Origin of the sequence: Pseudoalteromonas rubra, assembly GCF_005887095.1 — a bacterium.
Taxonomy (GTDB): Bacteria; Pseudomonadota; Gammaproteobacteria; order Enterobacterales; family Alteromonadaceae; genus Pseudoalteromonas; species Pseudoalteromonas rubra_E.
In genome coordinates this window covers 39,351-61,172 of sequence record NZ_PNCI01000044.1, presented here as the reverse complement: position 1 = coordinate 61,172, position 21,822 = coordinate 39,351, and the positions used below count along the sequence as shown (strand labels likewise).

Here is a 21,822-nt window from a genome sequence, read left to right as displayed (position 1 = left end):
GGCGGGCTAATCGCTCACCCGCCAAAGCAGATTAGTAGCTCAGCTCAACACTGAACGTACCTTCGTACTCGCCATCGATATAGTTACCTGCAGCGGCACTGGTTGTTGTCAGCGTTGCGCCCACATTAAACGCAATTTTACCGTCAGCATCAGCCTGTACTGTGGTTGTTGCCGGGGCTGGCGATGTGCCAGAAGTCACATAGTAGGTGAAAGTACCTAGCTTAAAGCCGGGTGTTGTTGGCGGCAAATCTTTCGGTAAAACATCGGTTTCTGTCGGATCGGTAATCGTCAGCGTCGCATAGGGTGAAATACCCTCAACGGTAAATTTCGCTGGCGTACCGGGTTCCAGAATCGCAATCTCTGCTTTTGTCACATCGGTTGAGTCAGCCCGAGGCGCAGTATTGGGGTTTGCAGCGATAATCAGAGTCGCCGTTTCTACACCACCCGTATCACCACTGGCACGTATAGTACCAAAGCTAAGCGGCTCGGCATTTTCAAACGTGAAGATATTTCTTACTGTTACGGATGCTTTGAATTCCGCAGGCTGCGCTGCAGCCAGTAAAGGCATTGCAGCCAGAATTGAGAGTAGAGAGTACTTGTTCATTAACTTTTCCATCAGCTAATCCTTTTCATTTAATAGCCGCTTCCATAACCGGCCAAACCACACGCGCAGCGCTTTGCACTGAACGTACAACTAAGACTTTATAATGATTTTATCAATTCATTCGAGTGCCCTTGGGTAGAAAGGTGCTCAATTTGAATAAAAACACTACTCAGACTTCTTTTATATCGTACCTAAATACAAAATCTTTAATATTATTTCAATGTTTTTTAGCTAGTTAACCAATTTACAAGGTTGACCACTGGCTTGGATGAGCTGACAGAATACCGCGCTTTCTTGCTCAGACATGAACCCGGAAGCCTGGGAAAGGTAAAACTGGGTGCCATTTATCGCCGGCGTTTGTAAATATAATGATACAGTGTTGAACATCTCAGGATAGTAACTTTGTATTAGAGACAAAGACGCTCTGATCCGTTCATTTTGTGCCTGAGCCCGAGCATTCAAAAGGTGACGACCAAACTGTACAACAATGGAACCTTCGCTTGGCGCAATGGACAGTTCGCTGGCAGAAGCTGGCGCCACCTGATGAGTCACAACGTTTTTCTCTGGCTGAGTGATTTTTTCTTCAAGCGGCTGTATGTCATGAGCAGAAGATAATAAGGTCAGTAACTGAGACAAGTCCTGCTCCATCGCAGCAACACGCTCAATGCCTGCTTTGTGCTCATTGTAGGTTTTGATCAACTCTGCCCTGGCAAGCGCTTCTGCCTCTTCGTCGACGGATGGCTGTGCGCTACACGCAGACAAAAGCCCGGCTACTGCCAGTACTGCGACCAACATACCAACACGCCGATGACGCATTAGCTGAGTCATTTTGGAATGGGTGGACATAACGTCATTCTCTTTCTACTACAAGCGGCCTTCACTGGCCGCCTACTACATAACGAAAATAGCTTAAGATTAAATCGCAACCGGGGCTTTGATATTGGGATCGGCGTTGTAGCCTTCAATCGCAAAGTCCTCAAACCTGTAGTCATAAATAGACTCAGGCTTGCGCAAAATGTTTAAGGTGGGCAGGCCCTTAGGCTCACGTTGTAACTGCTGCTCAATCTGTTCCATGTGGTTTGAATAGGCATGTAAATCACCAAAACTGACAATGACTTCGCCAGGTTCAAGGTCGCATTGTTGCGCCAACATATGCACCAGCAAAGACAAACTGGCGATGTTATACGGCAGCCCCAGGAAAATATCTGAGCTACGAATATACAGCTGCCCGGATAATTTGCCATCTGCCACGTAAAACTGATAAAGCAGGTGACAAGGCGGTAAGGCCATACGACCCGCTTCAACATTCTCTTGCGGGCTCATCGACTCGTCCGGCAGATACTCAACGTTCCAGCCGTGGAACAGAATACGACGGCTATTGGGGTTGTTTTTTAACGTATCAACAACATAGTCGATCTGGTTAATCTCACCACCGTCTTTGGTCGGCCAGGCCGTCCACTGTTTGCCGTATATTGGACCCAACTCACCATCTTCCAGCGCCCACTCATCCCAGATTTTAACGCCGTTTTCATTAAGCCAGGTTTTATTGGTATCGCCTTTAAGAAACCAGATCAACTCATTGGCAATACTCTTAAAGTGTAGCTTTTTGGTGGTCAGCAAAGGAAAGCCATCTTTGAGGTTATGGCGGATCTGACGGCCAAACACGGAGCGCGTCCCTGTACCAGTGCGGTCCCCTTTCTGGGTGCCGTTTTCTAATACATCTCGCAATAACTCCAAATACACTTTCATGCTTTACTCCTCACAATGATCTCACTATTGACCCTGCTCAAGGGCTTTGTATAGCACGAAAGTATACTACGTTCGCAGGCCCGGGTAACTAATTCACGGTAGGATTTATTGGCAGGTAAAACGGGACCCCAAGATTAGGGTCCCGACATGGTTTAAGCGCGTGCTGTTGCAGTACGCTTGTGGCTCCAGATCATCAAGCCCAGGCCACCGATCACCATAGGTAAGGACAAAATCTGTCCCTGAGAAATCATGCCGGCGTACAAGCCGATATGTGCGTCCGGTTCACGGAAGTATTCAACAATGAAACGGAAAGTACCGTAACCGAGTAAAAACAGACCGGCAACACTGCCCGCCGGGCGTGCCTGTTTCCTGTACCAAATCAGTATGATAAACAGCACTAACCCTTCCAGAAATGCTTCGTAAAGTTGCGATGGGTGACGGGCAACCGGGCCGCCTGTCGGGAACACAACCGCCCACGGAACATCCGTAGCTCGGCCCCATAACTCACCATTGATAAAGTTACCAATACGTCCTGCAAGTAAACCAACCGGCACCATAGGTACGACAAAGTCGCCCACAGCCAGTGGTGATTTCTTAAACCGCCAGGCAAAGATAAAAATACCGGCTATCACGCCCAGTGCGCCGCCATGGAATGACATGCCGCCCTGGTCGATACGCAATAAATACATTGGGTTTTCAAGGAAGTGACTGAACTGATAAAACAACACATAGCCAATTCGGCCACCCAATATTACGCCGAGCATGCCGTAAAACAGCAGATCACTGACCTCATCTTTGGTCCAGCCAGAATTAGGCTTATCAGCCTCTTTGTTTGCCCACCACATCGCAAACGCAAAACCGATTAAATACATTACGCCATACCAGCGCACACTTAGGGGTCCAATCGAGAATATGATTGGATCGATTTCTGGAAACTGCAAAGCCATCGCTTTCCCTCAATAAAATAACATTTTTCCCGCAATCACCACGAGCAGCAATGCGAACACTTTCTTAATCACTGGCACTGGCAGATAGTGCGTTGCTTTGGCTCCGACAGGAGCGACAAACCAAGAAGTTAGCACAATACCAAATAACGCCGGCAAATACACAAAACCGGCAAATCCGTCGGTCAATTTCAATGTCTGACCACCCGAGACCACATAACCTACGGAGCCAAACAGCGCAATCACGATACCACTGACTGCGGCACAACCAATTGCCTTGCGCATATCGACAGAAAAATAACTGAGCAGCGGCACAATTAACACGCCCCCGCCGATGCCAATCATGGCAGACAATGCCCCCATTAAGGTCGTGATGCTTGCCAAAACAGGGCCGGACGGCAAACTGCGCAGCTTTTCTGGCGCATGTGATTGTGAACTGAATACCATTTTAGCGGCGATTAACAACACAGAAATGACAAACGTCCATTTTACCCAATGTACCGGAATAAGGGCGACCATAAAGCCACTGATCAAAGCCCCCACCGCGACGCCTGCCATCACCCAGGGGGCGATGTCCCAGGGCACATTGTGATTACGATGATGTGCCAGTGCAGAAGAGGTTGAGGTAAACAAAATTGAAGCCAGCGAAGTCGCAATCGCGACAACAATCACATAGTCACTTTCCAGCACGTTGAAGTACAACAGAATAGCCGACAATACAGGTACAATGATCAGCCCTCCGCCAATACCGAGTAGCCCAGCCAGAAAGCCAACAACACAGCCAAGTAAGGCACAGCATAGAATGAGTAACACACTGATTGTCATATAGACACTCTTATTATTATGGGCGCGTTATAGTAGCGTATCTGCGCACGCGCCTCCAGTCGCTGTTCAGGCTGTATCGCTTTTGGTATAAAGTAGCTCGCTCAGCCCATGCGCTATCAGAAACTCACGCAACAGGCGATGAACCTGCTTGGCACTGGATGCCATGAGGCATTGATTCAATAAGGCTTCCATATCTTTGACGGCCAGGCGGCGTAAGGTCCATTTTATTTTGTTTAGAGATGAAATGTTCATACTGAGGCGGCGAAATCCCATCGCAACAAGTAAAATAGCGCCTTCCGGCTCTCCCCCAAGCTCCCCGCATAGACTAAAGGGCAGCTCCAACTGCTGACAGTCATCGGCTATTTTTTTTAGCACGCGCAAGACACTCGGATGATAGGGCTCAAACAGTTCCGCTACCTGCGCATTGGCGCGGTCTACAGCCAACAGATATTGGGTCAGGTCGTTGCTACCCACCGAGCAAAAGTCGACCTTTTCGGCCCACTCCGGCAGTAAAAAGATACTCGATGGCACTTCCAACATCACACCGATGTCGGGCTTATCTATAGTATAAAACTGATCGGCCCACTCTTCTTGCAGCTCAAAGTATGCCTGCTCCAGCAGCGCCAGCGCTTCATCGACCTCTTCAGTGTGACTGACCATGGGCAACATAATTCTCAGGTTACCTAACCCCGCATTGGCTTTGAGCATGGCTTTAAGCTGATCTAAAAACAACTCTGGATGGTCCAGAGTGACTCTGATCCCTCGCCAGCCCAAAAACGGGTTGTCTTCACTGATATTAAAGTAGTCCAGTACTTTATCACCACCAATATCCAGCGTACGCATAATCACAGGTTCAGGGTGATAGCGGGCCAGTACGTCCCGATACCAACTCTCCTGCTCCGCCTGTGAAGGAAATTGCCCTCGCTGCATAAACCAGGCTTCAGTTCGGTACAAACCGACACCATCACAGTATTTGGCACTGAGGTGCTCGGTAGACAGATCCAGGCCCGCATTCAGCAACAGGCTTATCCGCTCACCATCCGCGGTAACTGAAGACAAATGATGCTCGGCTTCAAATTTATCGTGCAGCTGGCCCTCTTTGAGTTTCAGTGCTGAGTATTCATTGCGCAGCACATCAGAAGGCGAAATATAGACACGCCCGGCATAGGCATCGAGGATCATGTCTTTGCCATCGAATTGCAGCAAGGGAATGTCTTCAATCCCCCAGATAGCCGGAATGCCCATTGCCCGAGTCAGAATCGAGGCATGTGAATTCGCCGAGCCATGGACGCTGATCACCCCTTTGAGCTTGTCTTTGGGTACTTCGGCCAGCATCGCCGGTGTCAGCTCATTGGCAATTAAAATGGTATTGTCAGGGTAGCTTTTTACCATGCTTTCTGTGCTGACCAAATGATGCAAAACCCTGAGCCCCAGATCTCTGACATCCACCGCCCGCTCCCGAATATATGGATCGGACATAGCTTCAAATTGTGTCACCAGCTCAATAATCACATGCTTTAACGCCGATTTTGCATTCCAGCCTTGCTCCAGCTGTTGCTCTACGCGCTGCCCCAGGCTTCGTGCATCCAATAGTTGCTGATACACCTCAAAGACAGCCAGGGCTTCTTTGGGCAATGAATCACTAAGGGTGTTTTTTAGGACATGAAATTCTTGTCGAGTGGCGGCCACCGCCTGCTGAAATAATTGCCGTTGCTGATGGACTTGTTCACATTGCTGAGATTCAATACTGGCAAAATCTAGCTTGGGGATCACCACAAAGGCTTCACCCAGTGCAATACCTGGCGCACTAGCCACGCCTTTGAGTACCGATGTTTTGTGGCTGGATGCATCCTGCTTAAGCACCGACTGTAACTCGACCTGTGCAAGCTGAGAAGCCAACTGAGCGGACAGTGTAATTAAAAAAGACTCTTCATCGTGACTAAAGACCCGCTCTTCACGTTGCTGAACAACAATCACACCCAGTACTTTGCGTTGGTGCACAACCGGCACTGACAAAAAGGCGTTGTAGCCTTCCTCATGCACTTCGGCATGCAGTTTAAACCTGGGATGACTTTGTGCATGGGCAATATTGATGGGCTCTTCTCGCTGAGCGACCAACCCAACAAGCCCCTCTGTAAAGCCAACCCGAAAGTGCCCGACGGCATCCGGGTTGAGGCCATCGCTGGCCATCAGTACAAAGTTGTCCTGGCTATAATCGGCAAAATAAACGGAACAACACTCGGTGTGCATTGCGTCCTTTACCATCATCACAAAGCGAGATAAAGCCGTTTCGAGATTATCCTGCTGTGAGACCACCTCTGCGATAGTCCGTAATGTTGCTAACACACCTGACTCCTAAATTGGTAGAAATCGCTCTGTACTGCTCATTTACTCTTTCTGTCTTTTCGACCCTTTATACTGCCCAGGTACGTACTTTTCACTTGTTACTTAACGACGTCGCCAGTGATCTTTATGCGAATGCTCTTTGCGGTTAAACGGCATAGCAAACGGCGCAAACTCTTTCATTACCCGGCGATACACATCGCGCTTGAACGAGACCACCTGACGTACAGGATACCAGTAGCTGACCCAGCGCCAGTCATCAAATTCAGGATGATGAGTACGCATCAAGTCTACATCTTCATCTTTGCACTTGAGTTTCAGTAGAAACCACTTTTGCTTTTGGCCAATACAGACAGGGCTCGAATCTTTGCGGATCAGCCGCTTTGGCAGTTTGTAGCGTAACCAATGTTTTGAGCTTGCAACGATTTCTACATCTTCCGGCCGCAATCCAACTTCTTCATGCAGTTCTCGGTACATGGTTTGTTCTGGCGTTTCTCCTTCATCCACACCACCTTGTGGAAACTGCCATGAATGCTGGCCATAGCGGCGCGCCCAAAATACCTGCCCCTGATTGTTACAAATAACAATACCTACATTGGCACGAAATCCTTCGGCATCAATCACCTTAAGTGCCTCGTATACTTTTTTATATGAATTTGATTGTTCCACAACTCTGGGCACTGGGCAAATTTAATTCCTGCTTTTACGCAACTTACCCACAACTTGTGCATAAGTTTGATTATTCATGATGATTTTACAAACAAATCCACAATATGATGGTGAATTTAGTATTTTCTCCACAGAATCTGTGGATAATTGTGTTTATATACTTGTATTTATCCAAAGCATGACTGTTTTTACGTCAAAAGCATATTGATTGAAATTTGAAAAACTTATATAAATCATGACATTAATTAGATAAAGCCAGAATATCACAGCCTAAAGAGTAACCCACAACGAAGGCGTTCAAAAAACGCACAAAGATATTTTAATCCACATCGATGATTTGATTTTGGTACCATACACCAACACCACAACAAAGTGAGCCAGACCGTGCAAAAACCCACTCCCCCACGCTCAATTGCTGAACTCATGACTCGTGTTGATGCCATTGCCGGACAAACTCTGGGAGAGGTAGCCGCGCAGTTTCATTTTAAGACCCCTCAGGATTTAAACCGCGAAAAAGGCTGGCCAGGTCAGCTGATTGAATATGTGCTTGGCGCCAGCGCAGGCTCGAAACCCGTGCCTGACTTTGAGTTTATTGGTGTCGAGCTAAAGACTTTACCCATTGGGTATAACGGAAAACCACTCGAAACCACTTATGTGTCTGTGGTACCACTGACTAACCTGACTGGATTACGCTGGCAGGACAGTACCGTTAAGAAAAAACTGAATCATGTCTTATGGCTACCTATTTTGGCCGAGCGGGATATTCCCCCTGTGAATAGAACTATCGGCACGGGATTTCTCTGGCAACCCAATAAACTCCAGGAATACCAGTTACAGCGTGACTGGGAAGAGCAGATCGAATTGATCGCACTTGGCCGTGTAGATGAGATCAGTGGTAAGCTAGGCGAGGTCATGCAAATCCGGCCGAAAGCCGCCAACAGTAAAGCCCTGACCGATGCCATTGGCCCACAAGGCAAACTCATTAAAACCCTGCCCCGCGGGTTTTATCTGAAAATGCAGTTTACCCAGGGGATCCTGGCTGAACAGTTTGTGGGGTGAGCCTGGTTAAAAACGCCAGGCTCAGCAACTACCTTTTCAAACTGAAATGATAGAACCCGTGATCTTCAAAGGTCACCCAGCTTCCTTTGTTACAATTTGCTGATGTCCCCTTGCTGAAATAAACTACCACCTCTTTTTGCGCACTTAGCGCAACTAACAAGCTACTGTAAACCGCATGACAGAACTTGCCTTTTTCAGAATCATTTAGAAAGCAGATCCCGCCATTACTTACAACACCGTCTATGGAAGCATACAATCGACTATTTTCTCTCAGCGATACTGAGCTGACTTTTCCTTTACATGAGTAATTTGCAAATACAGGAGTGCTCACGCTTGCAGCAATTAGCGAGAAAGAAGCAATAAGTTTTTTAAATGTCACGATGACGTCCTTCAGTCATTTTTAACGAGGCGGGTATAATACAGAAACATATTGCGTGTCGCACACAAAAAAGCCGCGTAAATTACGCGGCTTTTCAGTCAGTTAATATGAATTACTGACCTTTGATCTCGCTGCGACCTTTGTAGACAGCCTTGTCGCCCAGCGCTTCTTCGATACGTAGCAACTGGTTGTATTTAGCAACACGGTCAGAGCGGCACAGTGAGCCAGTCTTAATTTGGCCAGCAGCAGTACCCACAGCTAAATCAGCGATGGTTGCGTCTTCTGTTTCGCCTGAGCGGTGAGAGATAACCGCAGTGAAGCCTGCGTCCTGTGCCATCTTGATTGCGTCCAGTGTTTCAGACAGTGAACCAATCTGGTTAAACTTGATCAGGATAGAGTTACCGATCTGCTCATCGATACCACGCTTAAGGATCTTAGTGTTGGTTACAAACAGGTCATCACCTACCAGCTGTACTTTGTCACCGATCTTATCAGTCAGGATCTTCCAGCCTGTCCAGTCGCTTTCGTCCAGACCGTCTTCGATAGACACGATTGGGTAACGTGCCGCTAAGTCTGCCAGGAAGCCAGCGAAACCTTCTGAGTCAAACGCTTTACCTTCGCCTTGCAGGTCGTATTTACCATCTTTGTAGAACTCAGAAGCCGCACAGTCCAGTGCCAGTGTCACGTCTTTGTTCATTTCATAGCCCGCAGCTGCAACCGCTTCAACGATCACTTCCAGTGCTTCTTCGTTTGATTTAAGGTCTGGTGCAAAACCACCTTCATCACCTACCGCAGTATTCAGACCACGTGATTTCAATACTTTCTTCAGGCTGTGGAAGATTTCCGCACCCATGCGCAGTGCTTCACGGAAGCTTTTTGCTCCCACAGGCTGAACCATGAACTCCTGGATATCAACGTTGTTGTCAGCGTGCTCGCCGCCGTTCAGGATATTCATCATAGGTACTGGCATAGAGTACTGGCCTGCTGTGCCGTTGATGTCTGCAATATGCTCGTACAGCGCCACGCCTTTTTCTTGTGCCGCCGCTTTAGCCGTTGCTAAAGACACAGCCAGAATCGCGTTTGCACCCAGCTTTTCTTTGTTTTCAGTGCCGTCTAAGTCCAGCATAAGCTGGTCAATTGCGCGTTGTTCCAGGGCATTGTGTCCGTTCAGGGCTGCTGCGATTTCGTTGTTAACATAGTTTACCGCGGTCAGTACACCTTTACCCAGGTAACGAGCTTTATCACCGTCACGTAATTCAAGTGCTTCGCGAGTTCCTGTTGATGCACCTGATGGTGCACATGCGCGGCCCCATGCGCCCGACTCTAAATGAACATCGGCTTCAACGGTAGGGTTACCACGTGAGTCCATAACTTCACGGCCAATCACTTTTACGATTTTTGACATCTTGATTCCTCTTTTCCCAAAGTGGTGAGTGTGTTGTGTGTCTGCTTTCGCATTGCTATATACCCGCTTGTGCAGTTGCATAGCAATGCGCTACTTATCTTTGTGGCGATTAAAAAAGCCGTGCACTAAGGCACGGCTTTTCATTATTAAGAATCAGCTTTTTGATAGCTGAACGCTGCTGCAACGAACCCTTCAAATAGAGGGTGGCCGTCACGCGGCGTTGAAGTAAACTCAGGGTGGAACTGAGCCGCAATAAACCAGGGGTGATCTTTATTTTCGATGATCTCAACCAGTTTTTTGTCTTCCGACAGACCAGTGAATGCCAGGCCTGCCTGCTCGAGGCGCTCAACGTAGTGGTTGTTTACCTCGTAGCGGTGGCGGTGACGCTCAGTGATCTCGGCATTGCCGTATACGTCGCGTACTTTTGAGCCTTCTTTAAGATGACACAGCTGCGCACCCAGGCGCATCGTACCACCCAGATCTGACTCTTCAGTACGGGTCTCAACGTTACCATCAGCATCTAACCACTCAGTGATCAGACCAACAACCGGATGAGGCGATTTAGCATCAAACTCAGTTGAGTTAGCACCTTCCAGACCTGCCACGTTGCGCGCGTATTCAATCAGCGCAACCTGCATACCTAAACAGATCCCCAGGTAAGGCACTTTGTTTTCACGGGCGTATTTGGCCGCCAAAATCTTACCTTCAACACCCCGGTTACCAAAACCGCCCGGTACCAAAATGGCGTCCAGGTGGTCCAGTAATTCAGTGCCTTTGCTCTCGATATCCTGTGAATCAACATATTCGATATTCACAGTTACTCGATTCTTCAGGCCGGCATGCTTAAGCGCTTCGTTTACTGACTTGTAGGCGTCTGGCAATTCAATGTATTTGCCAACCATACCAATGGTCACTTCACCTGTTGGGTTTGATTCCTGATATAACACCTGTTCCCACTCAGCCAAGTCTGCTTCAGGTACATCCAGATAGAAACGACGACAAACCAGGTCATCCAGTTCCTGTGACTTAAGCAGTGCCGGGATTTTGTAGATGCTGTCTACATCCTGCAATGAGATTACCGCTTTCTCTTCCACGTTAGTGAACAGCGCAATCTTGGCACGCTCATTAGCAGGCAGCTTGCAGTTTGAACGACACACCAGGATATCCGGCTGAATACCAATTGAACGCAGCTCTTTCACTGAATGCTGAGTTGGCTTGGTTTTTACTTCGCCTGCAGCGCCCAGGAAAGGCACTAAGGTCAGGTGCATAAATAAGGCATGCTCACGGCCCAGCTCTGTGCCCAGCTGGCGAATGGCTTCAAGGAAAGGCTGTGATTCGATGTCGCCCACAGTACCACCAATCTCAACGATGGCGATATCATGGCCTTCAGCACCTTCCAGTACACGACGTTTAATGTCGTTCGTGATGTGTGGGATCACCTGAATGGTCGCGCCCAGGTATTCACCTTTACGCTCGCGACGCAGTACATCTTCAAAAACACGACCCTGCGTGAAGTTGTTGCGGCTGGTCATTTTGGTGCGGATGAAACGCTCGTAGTGACCTAAGTCCAGATCAGTTTCTGCGCCGTCTTCCGTTACAAAGACTTCACCATGTTGGATCGGGCTCATTGTGCCAGGGTCAACATTGATATAAGGATCCAGCTTAAGGATAGTGACGTTTAAACCACGCGCTTCTAATATCGCAGCCAATGAAGCAGCTGCAATACCTTTACCCAAGGAGGAAACAACTCCGCCCGTTACGAAGATAAATTTTGTACTCATGCGAACCCTAGAATATCAGGAAAAATGGAATTTAAATAAGAATCAAGACGGGGCAATAGTATAGCAAAAGTGCAAGGGGCAATCCAGCGAAAAATCGCCCCCTTTAATTATTCTCACCTGAACGCTGACGTCGTTTGACTTCTTCCCAGGCCTCATCCATTTGCGCCAGGCTGGCGTCCGACAAGGCAATTTCCCGCTCCGCCAGAATGCCCTCGATGGCACTAAAGCGGGCGATAAATTTGTCACTGGCGCGGCGTAGCAACTGCTCCGGGTCGCGTTTGATGTGGCGCGCCACATTCACCGTAGCAAACAGCAGGTCGCCGAGCTCCTCCGCACTGTGCTCGGAGTCAGGGTCGTGACTGAGTGCCTCACTGACTTCGGCCACTTCCTCGGCCACTTTGTCCAATGCGCCCTGATAGGTGGGCCAGTCAAATCCCAAAGACGCAGCGCGCTTTTGAATTTTCGCAGCGCGCGATAAGGCGGGCAGATTTAAAGGTACATCATCGCCAAACCGGGTAGGCTTTGCTCCGCGCTCCTTATCTTTGATCGCCTGCCACTGCGCATGTAATTCAGCATCGCTCAAAGTGCTATCCGGAGTCTCAAAGACATGAGGGTGGCGGCGCACCAGCTTATCATTCAGTCCTTTCACTATGTCTTCAAACTCAAAGAGCCCGGCTTCTTTGCCCAACTGAGCATAAAAAATCACCTGAAACAGTAAATCACCCAGCTCATCTTTTAGCCCGACAAAGTCTTGTTGCTCTATGCTGTCAGCCACTTCGTAGGCTTCTTCCAGTGTGTGAGGCACTATGGTTTCAAAGCTTTGTTGTTGATCCCAGGCGCAACCCTTTTGCGGGTCGCGCAGGGTCGCCATAATCTCCAGTAATTGCTGCAATGAGGCACTCATACTCAGTGTTGCCTCCGGGCTTCAAACACCCCTTCTATTTGCATCAGCTTGGTCAGCAAACGGTTCATTGCGGATAAGTCTCCCACTTCGAGTTTCATAGTGAAAATGGCAATGTGCTTATCATCCTGCGTGTTGACGTTCATATTCATCACATTGAGCTTTTCGTTGGCCAGCACCGAACTGATATCGCGGATCAGGCCGTGGCGGTCATTGGCCTCAATATGTAAGGTAACCGCATAACAGGCACGTACATCATCTGACCAGCTGACGGCAATTTCCCGCTCCGGATGCTGCTCACAAATGTGGGCAAAGGAATCACAATCGGCACGATGCACGGCAATGCCCCGCCCCTGTGTGATATAACCGACGATCTCATCCCCCGGAACCGGCTGACAACACTTGGCAACATGGCTCATCAGGTTGCCAACACCTTCGACCACAATGCCATTGCTATCGCCTTTGTGCTTTTTCGGCGTACTCATTTTGAGCTTGGGCATTGGGTCCGGCTTGTCCTGAACATAATTCAGGAACTGGTTGATGCGAATATCTCCGGCACCAATGGCCACCATTAAATCGTCAAGCTCTTTAAAATTAAAGCGCTCAATGGCTGAGTCCAGGTCTTTGTATGTTAAATCCAGCTTTTGCAGATGGCCATCGAGGATCTCTTTACCCGCCTGCAGGTTTTTATCTCTGTCTTGCTGCTTAAACCAGTGGTGGATCTTGCTGCGCGCTCTGGATGAGTGCACATAACCCAGCGACGGGCTGAGCCAGTCTCGACTTGGCGAGGGGTTTTTCTGGGTCAGTATCTCGACCTGATCGCCGGTTGATAACTTATGGGTAAAGGGCACGATTTTGCCAAATACCTTAGCACCGATGCAGCGGTGGCCAACATTGGAATGAATGTAGTAGGCAAAATCCAGTGGCGTAGCACCCAGTGGCAAGTCAAAAATATCGCCTTTGGGCGTAAAAACATACACCCTGTCTTCTACAACCTGGTTTTTAAGCTCTTCGGCCAGCTCGCTGCCATCAACGACCTCTTCTTGCCATTGCAGCAGTTTTCTCAGCCAGCTGATCTTCTGCTCATATCCCGAACCACGGCCCGGCAAAGCCCCTTCTTTATACATCCAGTGTGCCGCCACGCCCAGCTCGGCATCCTGGTGCATTGCCTGGGTACGGATCTGGATCTCAACGGTTTTGCCTTCAGGACCAAATACCACAGTATGGATAGACTGATAACCGTTCTGCTTTGGTGTGGCAACATAGTCGTCAAATTCTTTATGCAGATGACGCCAGTTGGTGTGCACTATGCCCAGCGCGCCGTAACAGTCCTGAATTTCATTGACCACCACCCGCATCGCGCGGATATCAAAGAGCTGATCGAATTCATAATTCTTCTGCATCATTTTTTTATAGATGCTGTAAATGTGTTTGGGTCGGCCATACACTTCAGCCTCAATGCCCGCTTCCTTAAGCTTACTCTGGACCAGGTCGACCATATTGGTCATATAGGCTTCACGATCAAGGCGTTTATCCGACAGCTGCTTGGCGATGCTCTTATAAGTTTTCGGGTGTAAATAGCGAAATGAGAGATCTTCTAGCTCCCACTTAAGCTGCCCGATCCCCAACCGGTTCGCCAGTGGCGCAAAAATATTGGCTGTGGCTTTAGCTGCCACCACCCGCTCTTCCTCAGAGGCATTTTTAACGGCCCGCAGGTAACAGATCTGCTCTGCCAGCTTGATCACCACAGCACGAACATCTTCCACCATGGCCAATAACATGCGCCGGATTTTGTCTATTTGCAGGCTGCCTTTGCTCTGATGTGCCAGGGTGCTGATTGAGGCCATCTGCTCAACCCCTCTGAGCAATAAGGCAACATTTTCGCCTTGTGCTTGTTCTATCGCATCTATTTCAACCTGGCCGGATAAAAAGTAGGGCGTCAGGAATGCGCCGGCCAGTGACTCTGAATCGAAATTCAGTTCCGCCAGGATCTCTACCATCTCAATGGCTTTGGCCAGGGTCGTTGTCGCTTCTTCTTCCGGACACAAGGCATAGACCTGATCCAGCCTGTCTCGCTTTTCCTGCGATAAGTTGAGCAGTGCAAGCCGGGCATGAAAGTCTGCCGGAAGACCGGATTGATGAGACTGGCGAGTCGCAACCATATGACTACCTCCTTTGAAACAACGCCATGGTTTCTATATGTCCAGTGTGCGGGAACATATTCATTAAACACACTTTATCGACCACAAAGCCAGCTTCCAGTAACAGCGCCGCATCTCTGGCCATAGTCACCGGATCGCAGGACACATATAAAACCTGTTTAAATTGCGTCAATGGTAACTGACGTAATATCTCATATGCCCCGGTACGTGAAGGGTCCAGTACTAATACATCCAGCGACGAGTGAAACCAGTCGGCTTCAGTCAGTGGCTGGGTGAGGTCGAACTGATGAAAGCTAACCGTGTCGATGTGGTTAGTGTGCGCATTTTGGCGTGCCATTGCAACCGAGGCTGCGACCCCTTCTACTGCGACCACTTCGTTTGCATGTTTTGCCAGCAATAAAGAGAAATTACCAATTCCACAGAACAGGTCCAATACTTGTTCGTCGCCAGTAAGTTCAAGCCACTCTAACGCCCTGTGAAGCATTTGCTCATTGATATCGCGGTTAACCTGAATAAAGTTATCGAGTTTAAATTCAAACGTCACCCCGGCACTTTCATAGGCAGGTAATAACGCATACTCAGGTTGCGACTTTCCATCATCCCAGACAAACTCCCAGTTCTGAACAGCAAGACGCTCTGCAAATTGTGCTTTCACCTGAGCGCTGATTGAACGGGTATGACGCAACAACACAAATGCACCATTATCTGCTGCACAAAACTGGATATGGCTGACACTACGCAGCTCCGGATGCGCATTTAAACTCTGGCGTAATGCTTCAAAGCCACCAGCAAAGACATCGACCATGACCGCGCAGTGATCAATTTCTACAATCTTCTTTGACCCGGCAGCACGAAATCCCAGTTTGAGCTGGTTATTTTGTTTGTCATATATGCAGGCAATGCGCCCGGCGCGGCGATAATGGTGAACAGGCCCTGTCAGTGGTGGTAGCCAGGGCAACTCAGTTGCTTTGGCGAATTTGTCAAATAAGGCCGAAACCGCCTGCTGTTTGTGCACCAACTGAGCACTGGCATTCAGGTGTTGTAATGAACAGCCACCACATTGCTGATAGTATTCACAAAACGGCGTAACCCGCTCCTCACTTGGTTCAAGCACTTTCATGGTATACGCTTCGAAAACACGACTTTTTTGTGCCTTGATACGTGCTTTAACCCGCTCTGAGGCCAGTGCGCCGTCCACAAAGCCGACTTTCCCCTGATGCCTGCACACGCCCCGCCCCTGATGATCCAGCGAGTCGATTGTCAGCTCAACTGTTTCTGCTTGTTTACTGCGTTGTTTAGAAGATTTTCCAGCACGAAATATTTGTGCCATATTGCCGCCCCTATAAGATTGCTAAACACCTGTTAACTCGATACTCTAGGACTCAGACTACTTACTGTTTTACATCCAATTTATGTCTAAATTGAGTTTGCGCGACAGCGTATTAGTGTTGACCCTGATCCCAACGGTGTTAATCGGCCTGGTACTTGGCGGCTATTTTACTATAAATCGCTACGTTGAGCTTGAACAAATCCTCAAGCAACAAGGCACCAGCCTGGCCAACACCCTGGCAATGACGGTGGAGCAACCTCTGGCAGAACGAGATAAAGCCAGGTTACATCGGGTGATCACCACCACCCACAATCAACATGGCAACTTCGTCAATAGCATCGCGCTGTTCAATGAAGACAATCAACTGCTGCTAACCAGTAATTATCACAACGATTTTGACCAACTGCATTATCGTGGCAATGTGACAGAGCTACACGCCACGGAAATTGTGCAGTATCTCGACAGATACATCATTTTTGCGCCGGTTAAACTACAGCAACAACCCGCCGCTGACTGGCAAAATGCCCACACTCGCACCACCGCAGTACTCATGATTGAGCTCAGTAAAGACCAGGCCATCATTGGTCAGCAACAAGCTCTGCTGTTCAGTGGTGCCATCATTATGGTGGCCTTGTTACTCAGTGCCTTTGTGTCGACCCGACTCAGCCGGATGTTCTCCACCCCCCTTTCTCATCTGTTACTGGCAACAGATAAACTGCTTGAGGGCAAAACTAAAATTGGCGTAGATCAGCCCATGCAAGGGGAGTTTGACTTGCTCCGTGAAGGGTTGATCACCATTAGCGAAAAAATGGTGCTGCAGCGGGATGAAATGCAAAAACACATAGATCAGGCCACCTGCGATTACCGTGAAACCCTGGAACAGTACGAAACCCAGAACATTCAGCTTAATATCGCCAAAAAAGAAGCACAGGTAGCCAACCGGGTTAAGTCTGATTTCCTCGCCAAGATGAGTCATGAATTGAGAACCCCGCTAAATGGCGTGATTGGGTTCACCCGACAGCTCTATAAAACGCCCCTTAACAAACACCAGAAAGACTACCTTGATACCATTGAGCTATCGGCTAACAGCTTGCTGACCATCATCAGTGACATTCTCGACTTTTCGAAACTCGAAGCCGGTGCCATGGAGCTTGAAAGTATTCAGTTCCAGCTCAGGGATGCAGTAAATGAAGTGATGACCCTGCTTGCCCCCAGTGCTTATGAGAAGCAACTGGAGCTGTCGATTGCCATAAATCGTCAGGTCCCGGACAATCTGGTTGGCGACCCCACACGCTTTAAGCAGGTGCTGATCAACCTGATCAGTAATGCCATCAAGTTCACTGAGAAGGGCTCGGTTAAAGTCGATATCAGCCACAGATTAAAGGGCGACAGTCAGACATCGCTGCTTATTTCCGTCAGTGATACCGGGCTGGGCATTGCACAGGAAAAGCAGGACACTCTGTTTACCCCGTTTGCTCAGGCTGATTCCAGCATTACCCGCAAATTTGGCGGCACAGGCCTTGGCTTAATCATCACCAAACATATTGTCGAAGCCATGAGTGGCCGCATTACGCTAAACTCTGCGCCGGGCAATGGTTCGTGCTTTACCTTTAACGCCATTTTTAATCTGCCAAGCCGATTGTTCGACGACGACCTGCCAACCAAACCACTGGAAAACAAGCGTGTGCTGTATTTTGAGCCGCAAGAACACACCCGCAATGCCGTTCAAGCTCAGCTTGAAGATTGGGCAATGCAGGTGACTTGCTGTAAAAATGAAGAAGCATTCTTCGAGGCTCTCGAGCAGGAGTTTAAATACGACATCTGTGTGATCGGTAATATGGCAACCGTAGATGATATGCAAACGGTTAAAGCCTATATTGCACAGGCCAGAGAAATGGCGGATTATCTGTATCTGATGGTCAATACCATTTCTCACAATATGCGCGAATCCTTAATCGGTAGCGGTGCCGATGCCTGTATCAGTAAACCCATGCACCACCGTAAACTGTGCGATATGCTGGCAGCGCCGTACCGGTTAGATCATCCAAGCGTATCGATTGACGACACTGACTTGGCACACCTGCCGCTCAAAGTGCTGATCGCCGACGATAACGATGCTAATTTGAAGCTACTTTATACATTGCTCGAAGAGCAGGTTGATACCATAGATACCGCACACAATGGGGCGCAGGCTGTCAGCTTATGTAAATCGCAAAAGTATGATCTGATCTTTATGGATATTCAAATGCCCATTATGGACGGCATCACCGCATGCAGAATGATTAAAGAGTCTTCCTTAAACGACGATACCCCAATCATTGCGGTCACCGCCCACGCGTTGACCGGTGAGAAGGAACAATTGATCAAAGATGGCTTTAACGGTTATATGACGAAACCCATAGATGAAGACATGCTGCGTCAGATTATTTGCGACTATAGCCCTTCATTACCGCCGGAGAAGCAAAAAGCACAACAGCCCCAGGTCGCCAGCATTGCCCCATTTGAGAGCCACTTACTAGATTGGGAACTGGCATTACAGCGCGCAGGTAATAAACCAGAGCTGGCCCTGGAGATGTTGGACATGTTGTTACAAAGTGTGCCGGAGACGCTTGGTCAGCTGAATGAATCGGCGCAGCAGGAAGACACCCAAACATTGCTGACCGTGATCCATAAGTTTCATGGTGCCTGTTGTTATACGGGCGTGCCGACGCTTAAAAACCTCGCCGAAACCCTGGAGACCGCTTTAAAACAGTCACGTGACTTTGATTATATTGAGCCGGAGTTGCTGGAGCTGATTGATGAGCTGCAACATTTAGAGCGAGATTCACAAGCCGTATCGGGACCGACGCTTACGCATTAGCAAACGTAAAGAGGTTGTCCGCTATGGCTCGACAATCCTACAGGCATTAAAAAAGGCGCTGACGCGCCTTTTTCTGTTTTAGCATGACATCTTATGCTTATAGTGCTGCAAAGATCTCGTCAGTTTTCGCTGCACAGATGAAGTCATTTTTGTGCAGACCTTTGATAGAGTGGCTCCACCAAGTTACTGTTACTTTGCCCCACTCAGTCAACAGGCCTGGGTGATGGCCTTCGTCTTCGGCCATATCACCTACTTTGTTGGTAAATGCGATGGCTTGCTTGAAGTTCTTAAACTTGTAAACACGCTCAAGCTGCATAATGCCATCACGTACTTCTGGCACCCAATCCGGGATCAGCTTGATCAGTTCAGCTAATTCGGCATCTGACACTTTAGGCGCATCCGCACGACACGCTTCACATTTTTGTGCACTTAAATCAGACATCAATAAATCCTTAACTTGCTAGTTTGTTTTTAGGTGGGAACTTAGGTTCAAACAGACCCAGTTCTTTGGCCTTACGTACCTGCGCCATAATATCCATTTGTGAGATATCAAACAAATCGTCAATGGCGTTAATGGTGTAGTACAAAGGCTGCATAATATCAATTCGGTATGGTGTACGCAGTACATCCAGTACTTCAAGAGCGTTGATCTCTGGCTCACCGCTATAGACATACTGAGTTTCTCCTGGGCTGGACAGGATACCACCGCCGTATATGCGCAGACCATCTTTGGTTTGCATCAGGCCAAACTCAACGGTAAACCAGTACAGGCGGGCCAGATATACGCGGTCTTTTTTCTCTGCCGCGTAACCCAGCTGACCATATTTGTGAGTAAACTCTGCAAACGCGGGGTTGGTCAGCATGGCACAGTGGCCAAAAATTTCGTGGAAAATATCCGGCTCCTGCAGGTAATCAAACTCCTCGCGACTGCGGATAAAAGTGGCAACCGGGAACTGCTTGTTAGCAAGCAGGCGGAAAAACTCATCAAAGTCGATCAACGCAGGTACTGGCGCGACCTGCCAGCCCGTTTCACGCTCCAGTACCTCGTTCAGCTCGTGTAGCTGCGGGATACGGTCGTGGGGTAAATTGATTTTTTGCAGGCCTTCGAGATACTCATCACACGCTTTGCCTTTGATGCACTCAAGCTGTCTGGCAACCAGTTCTGACCAGATCTGATTTTCTTCTTCTGTCCATTCGATCAGGCCCTGCTCGTTGGGCTGTTTAGACGTGTATTTACTCGATTTAGCCATAGTAACCTTCTTGGTAATGCGTCGCATCTGAACAAAAACAACGCGTCAAAGTGTTACCCGGATACTATGTAAAAGTGAGGAAAAGTTTAATAGCCAGGCCTGAAATCGGCCCGGCCAGAAAGGTCCATTTTGTACCAATTAATTTACACAATTGAACACCAAAAAACACACCCCTTTATTTACAGGGCATTCAAAGCGATTCACTGTAAATATTTATATACAAAAAAACGCTTTTTCCAGGTCTTCGATGATATCTTCGACGGCCTCAAGCCCAACGGAAATACGGATCAGGCCATCCGAGATCCCGGCTGCCTGACGCTCTTCAGGCGTGTAAGGAGAGTGTGTCATCGATGCCGGGTGCTGGATCAGCGTTTCCGGATCGCCCAGGCTTACAGCCAGGGTGCACAGCTCAGTCGCATTGATGAACTTTTCACCTTCACTGACCCCGCCTTTGATTTCAAAAGCGATCACACCACCAGCGCCTTTCATCTGCTCTCCAAGGAAGCGGTAGCCAGGATGAGATGGCAAGCCTGGGTAATAAACAGTGTCGACCTTAGGATGATTATCGAGAAACTCGGCTACTTTCTGCGCATTTTCACAGTGCCTTGCAACGCGCACATGTAAGGTTTTGAGCCCCCGGTTGATAAGCCAGGCATCGTGTGGGCTGATAGTCGCGCCGATGTCTTTTAGTACGGTGAGCTTGATTGTCTCTATGTGCTCAGCACTGCCACAGACAATACCGGCTACGACGTCACCATGACCATTGAGGTACTTAGTCGCACTGTGGATCACGATATCGATACCAAAGTGTTTGGGCTTTTGCAGTAGTGGCGTCATAAAGGTGTTGTCGACCACACTGATCAACTTATGCTGCTGAGCAAACTGTCCCAGCATGGCTAAATCCAGTACCGTCATATTGGGATTGATCGGTGTTTCGGCAAACAACATCTTACTGTTAGGCTGCAGCGCATCGGCCAGTGCTTGCGGGTCCGTCATATCTACAAAAGTCACCTCAATGCCGAACTTAGGTAACATGTGTGCAAACAAAGCAAAGCTACACCCATACAGCGCTTTAGAGGCAATTAGATGATCGCCCTGCTGTAAAAAGCTCAGCACTGAGGCAGATACTGCGCCCATGCCTGTTGCCGTAGCGGCAGCATCTTCCATTTCTTCGAGCTGCGCCAGCTTTTCTTCCAGCTCACGGGTGGTCGGATTGCCAAGGCGTGTATAGATATAACCGGCTTCTTCGCCAGCAAAACGCGCTGCGCCTTGTGCCGCATCCTTGAACTTAAACGTCGAACTCTGATACAGAGGTGCTGTCAGGGCACCGTGCGGGTCATCAAAGTGGTGTGGACCATGAATACAATTGGTCTGATCATGTAACTTCTTCATTGCTTGCCTATTTTTGTTATTCGGACGAATACCAATTAGATATTCCAAGACACCGCAATGTACAAGCGTGCCGGACGCGCAGATGGCTAACCCGGGCCGGTTAAATTAACCCGGGTGTACACATAAGTTGTCAAAAGGCAGAAGGATATAAGTAAAAACACAGTCAATT

At 48.6% G+C, this 21,822-nt stretch carries 18 protein-coding genes; 2 read left to right on the top strand and 16 right to left on the bottom strand.

Annotated elements, in window-relative coordinates; genetic code table 11:
• Window positions 1-31: 31 nt before the first annotated feature.
• The 7 genes from CWB99_RS18585 to rppH form a co-directional block, all read right to left on the bottom strand.
• On the bottom strand, window positions 32-616 hold the full coding sequence (locus CWB99_RS18585) for a DUF4402 domain-containing protein (RefSeq protein ID WP_138545092.1): 585 nt from the start codon (window positions 614-616) through the stop codon (window positions 32-34).
• Between the two features lie 219 nt (window positions 617-835).
• Window positions 836-1,450 (bottom strand): hypothetical protein, encoded by a 615-nt coding sequence (locus CWB99_RS18580; protein WP_138551544.1) that lies wholly within the window; start codon window positions 1,448-1,450, stop codon window positions 836-838.
• A gap of 69 nt (window positions 1,451-1,519) precedes the next feature.
• The gene (locus CWB99_RS18575; protein ID WP_138545090.1) at window positions 1,520-2,353 is read right to left on the bottom strand and encodes a thymidylate synthase; all 834 of its coding nucleotides are present in this window, start codon (window positions 2,351-2,353) and stop codon (window positions 1,520-1,522) included.
• 152 nt (window positions 2,354-2,505) lie between these two features.
• Window positions 2,506-3,300, bottom strand: a complete 795-nt coding sequence (gene lgt / locus CWB99_RS18570; protein WP_138551545.1) for a prolipoprotein diacylglyceryl transferase — start codon at window positions 3,298-3,300, stop codon at window positions 2,506-2,508.
• A 9-nt stretch (window positions 3,301-3,309) separates the two neighbouring features.
• Window positions 3,310-4,122, bottom strand: coding sequence for a sulfite exporter TauE/SafE family protein (locus tag CWB99_RS18565; RefSeq protein WP_138551546.1), 813 nt, complete (start codon window positions 4,120-4,122; stop codon window positions 3,310-3,312).
• Between the two features lie 66 nt (window positions 4,123-4,188).
• Entirely contained in the window at window positions 4,189-6,468 is a 2,280-nt protein-coding gene (gene ptsP, locus CWB99_RS18560) for a phosphoenolpyruvate--protein phosphotransferase (protein WP_138551547.1), read from the bottom strand.
• 102 nt (window positions 6,469-6,570) lie between these two features.
• Complete coding sequence (gene rppH, locus CWB99_RS18555; RefSeq protein ID WP_054017354.1) at window positions 6,571-7,089, bottom strand: RNA pyrophosphohydrolase; 519 nt, start codon at window positions 7,087-7,089, stop codon at window positions 6,571-6,573.
• A 429-nt stretch (window positions 7,090-7,518) separates the two neighbouring features.
• On the opposite strand from rppH, the gene mutH reads away from it, so the two are divergent.
• Window positions 7,519-8,193 (top strand): DNA mismatch repair endonuclease MutH, encoded by a 675-nt coding sequence (gene mutH, locus CWB99_RS18550; RefSeq protein ID WP_082353346.1) that lies wholly within the window; start codon window positions 7,519-7,521, stop codon window positions 8,191-8,193.
• Window positions 8,194-8,221: 28 nt separating this feature from the next.
• Here mutH and CWB99_RS18545 read toward each other — a convergent pair whose 3' ends face one another.
• The 6 genes from CWB99_RS18545 to rlmD all read right to left on the bottom strand — a co-directional run bounded on the left by CWB99_RS18545 (window position 8,222) and on the right by rlmD (window position 16,151).
• Window positions 8,222-8,572, bottom strand: a complete 351-nt coding sequence (locus CWB99_RS18545; RefSeq protein WP_138551548.1) for a hypothetical protein — start codon at window positions 8,570-8,572, stop codon at window positions 8,222-8,224.
• A gap of 112 nt (window positions 8,573-8,684) precedes the next feature.
• Window positions 8,685-9,977 (bottom strand): phosphopyruvate hydratase, encoded by a 1,293-nt coding sequence (gene eno, locus CWB99_RS18540; RefSeq protein WP_138551549.1) that lies wholly within the window; start codon window positions 9,975-9,977, stop codon window positions 8,685-8,687.
• 146 nt (window positions 9,978-10,123) lie between these two features.
• Window positions 10,124-11,758, bottom strand: a complete 1,635-nt coding sequence (locus CWB99_RS18535; protein ID WP_046003479.1) for a CTP synthase — start codon at window positions 11,756-11,758, stop codon at window positions 10,124-10,126.
• Between the two features lie 103 nt (window positions 11,759-11,861).
• Window positions 11,862-12,662 carry a nucleoside triphosphate pyrophosphohydrolase gene (gene mazG / locus CWB99_RS18530; RefSeq protein WP_138551550.1) on the bottom strand — a complete coding sequence of 267 codons (801 nt, stop codon included), beginning with the start codon at window positions 12,660-12,662 and terminating at the stop codon, window positions 11,862-11,864.
• Window positions 12,663-12,664: 2 nt separating this feature from the next.
• Window positions 12,665-14,821 (bottom strand): GTP diphosphokinase, encoded by a 2,157-nt coding sequence (relA, locus tag CWB99_RS18525; RefSeq protein ID WP_138551551.1) that lies wholly within the window; start codon window positions 14,819-14,821, stop codon window positions 12,665-12,667.
• A 4-nt stretch (window positions 14,822-14,825) separates the two neighbouring features.
• Window positions 14,826-16,151 (bottom strand): 23S rRNA (uracil(1939)-C(5))-methyltransferase RlmD, encoded by a 1,326-nt coding sequence (gene rlmD / locus CWB99_RS18520; protein WP_138551552.1) that lies wholly within the window; start codon window positions 16,149-16,151, stop codon window positions 14,826-14,828.
• Between the two features lie 82 nt (window positions 16,152-16,233).
• On the opposite strand from rlmD, the gene barA reads away from it, so the two are divergent.
• Window positions 16,234-19,011, top strand: coding sequence for a two-component sensor histidine kinase BarA (gene barA / locus CWB99_RS18515; RefSeq protein WP_138551553.1), 2,778 nt, complete (start codon window positions 16,234-16,236; stop codon window positions 19,009-19,011).
• A 97-nt stretch (window positions 19,012-19,108) separates the two neighbouring features.
• Here the strand turns inward: barA and CWB99_RS18510 are convergent, their stop codons facing one another.
• The 3 genes from CWB99_RS18510 to CWB99_RS18500 all read right to left on the bottom strand — a co-directional run bounded on the left by CWB99_RS18510 (window position 19,109) and on the right by CWB99_RS18500 (window position 21,653).
• On the bottom strand, window positions 19,109-19,453 hold the full coding sequence (locus CWB99_RS18510) for a 4a-hydroxytetrahydrobiopterin dehydratase (RefSeq protein WP_010386740.1): 345 nt from the start codon (window positions 19,451-19,453) through the stop codon (window positions 19,109-19,111).
• Between the two features lie 10 nt (window positions 19,454-19,463).
• Window positions 19,464-20,261 (bottom strand): phenylalanine 4-monooxygenase, encoded by a 798-nt coding sequence (gene phhA, locus CWB99_RS18505; RefSeq protein ID WP_138551554.1) that lies wholly within the window; start codon window positions 20,259-20,261, stop codon window positions 19,464-19,466.
• Window positions 20,262-20,474: 213 nt separating this feature from the next.
• The gene (locus CWB99_RS18500) at window positions 20,475-21,653 is read right to left on the bottom strand and encodes a trans-sulfuration enzyme family protein (protein ID WP_138551555.1); all 1,179 of its coding nucleotides are present in this window, start codon (window positions 21,651-21,653) and stop codon (window positions 20,475-20,477) included.
• Between the last annotated feature and the right edge of the window lie 169 nt (window positions 21,654-21,822).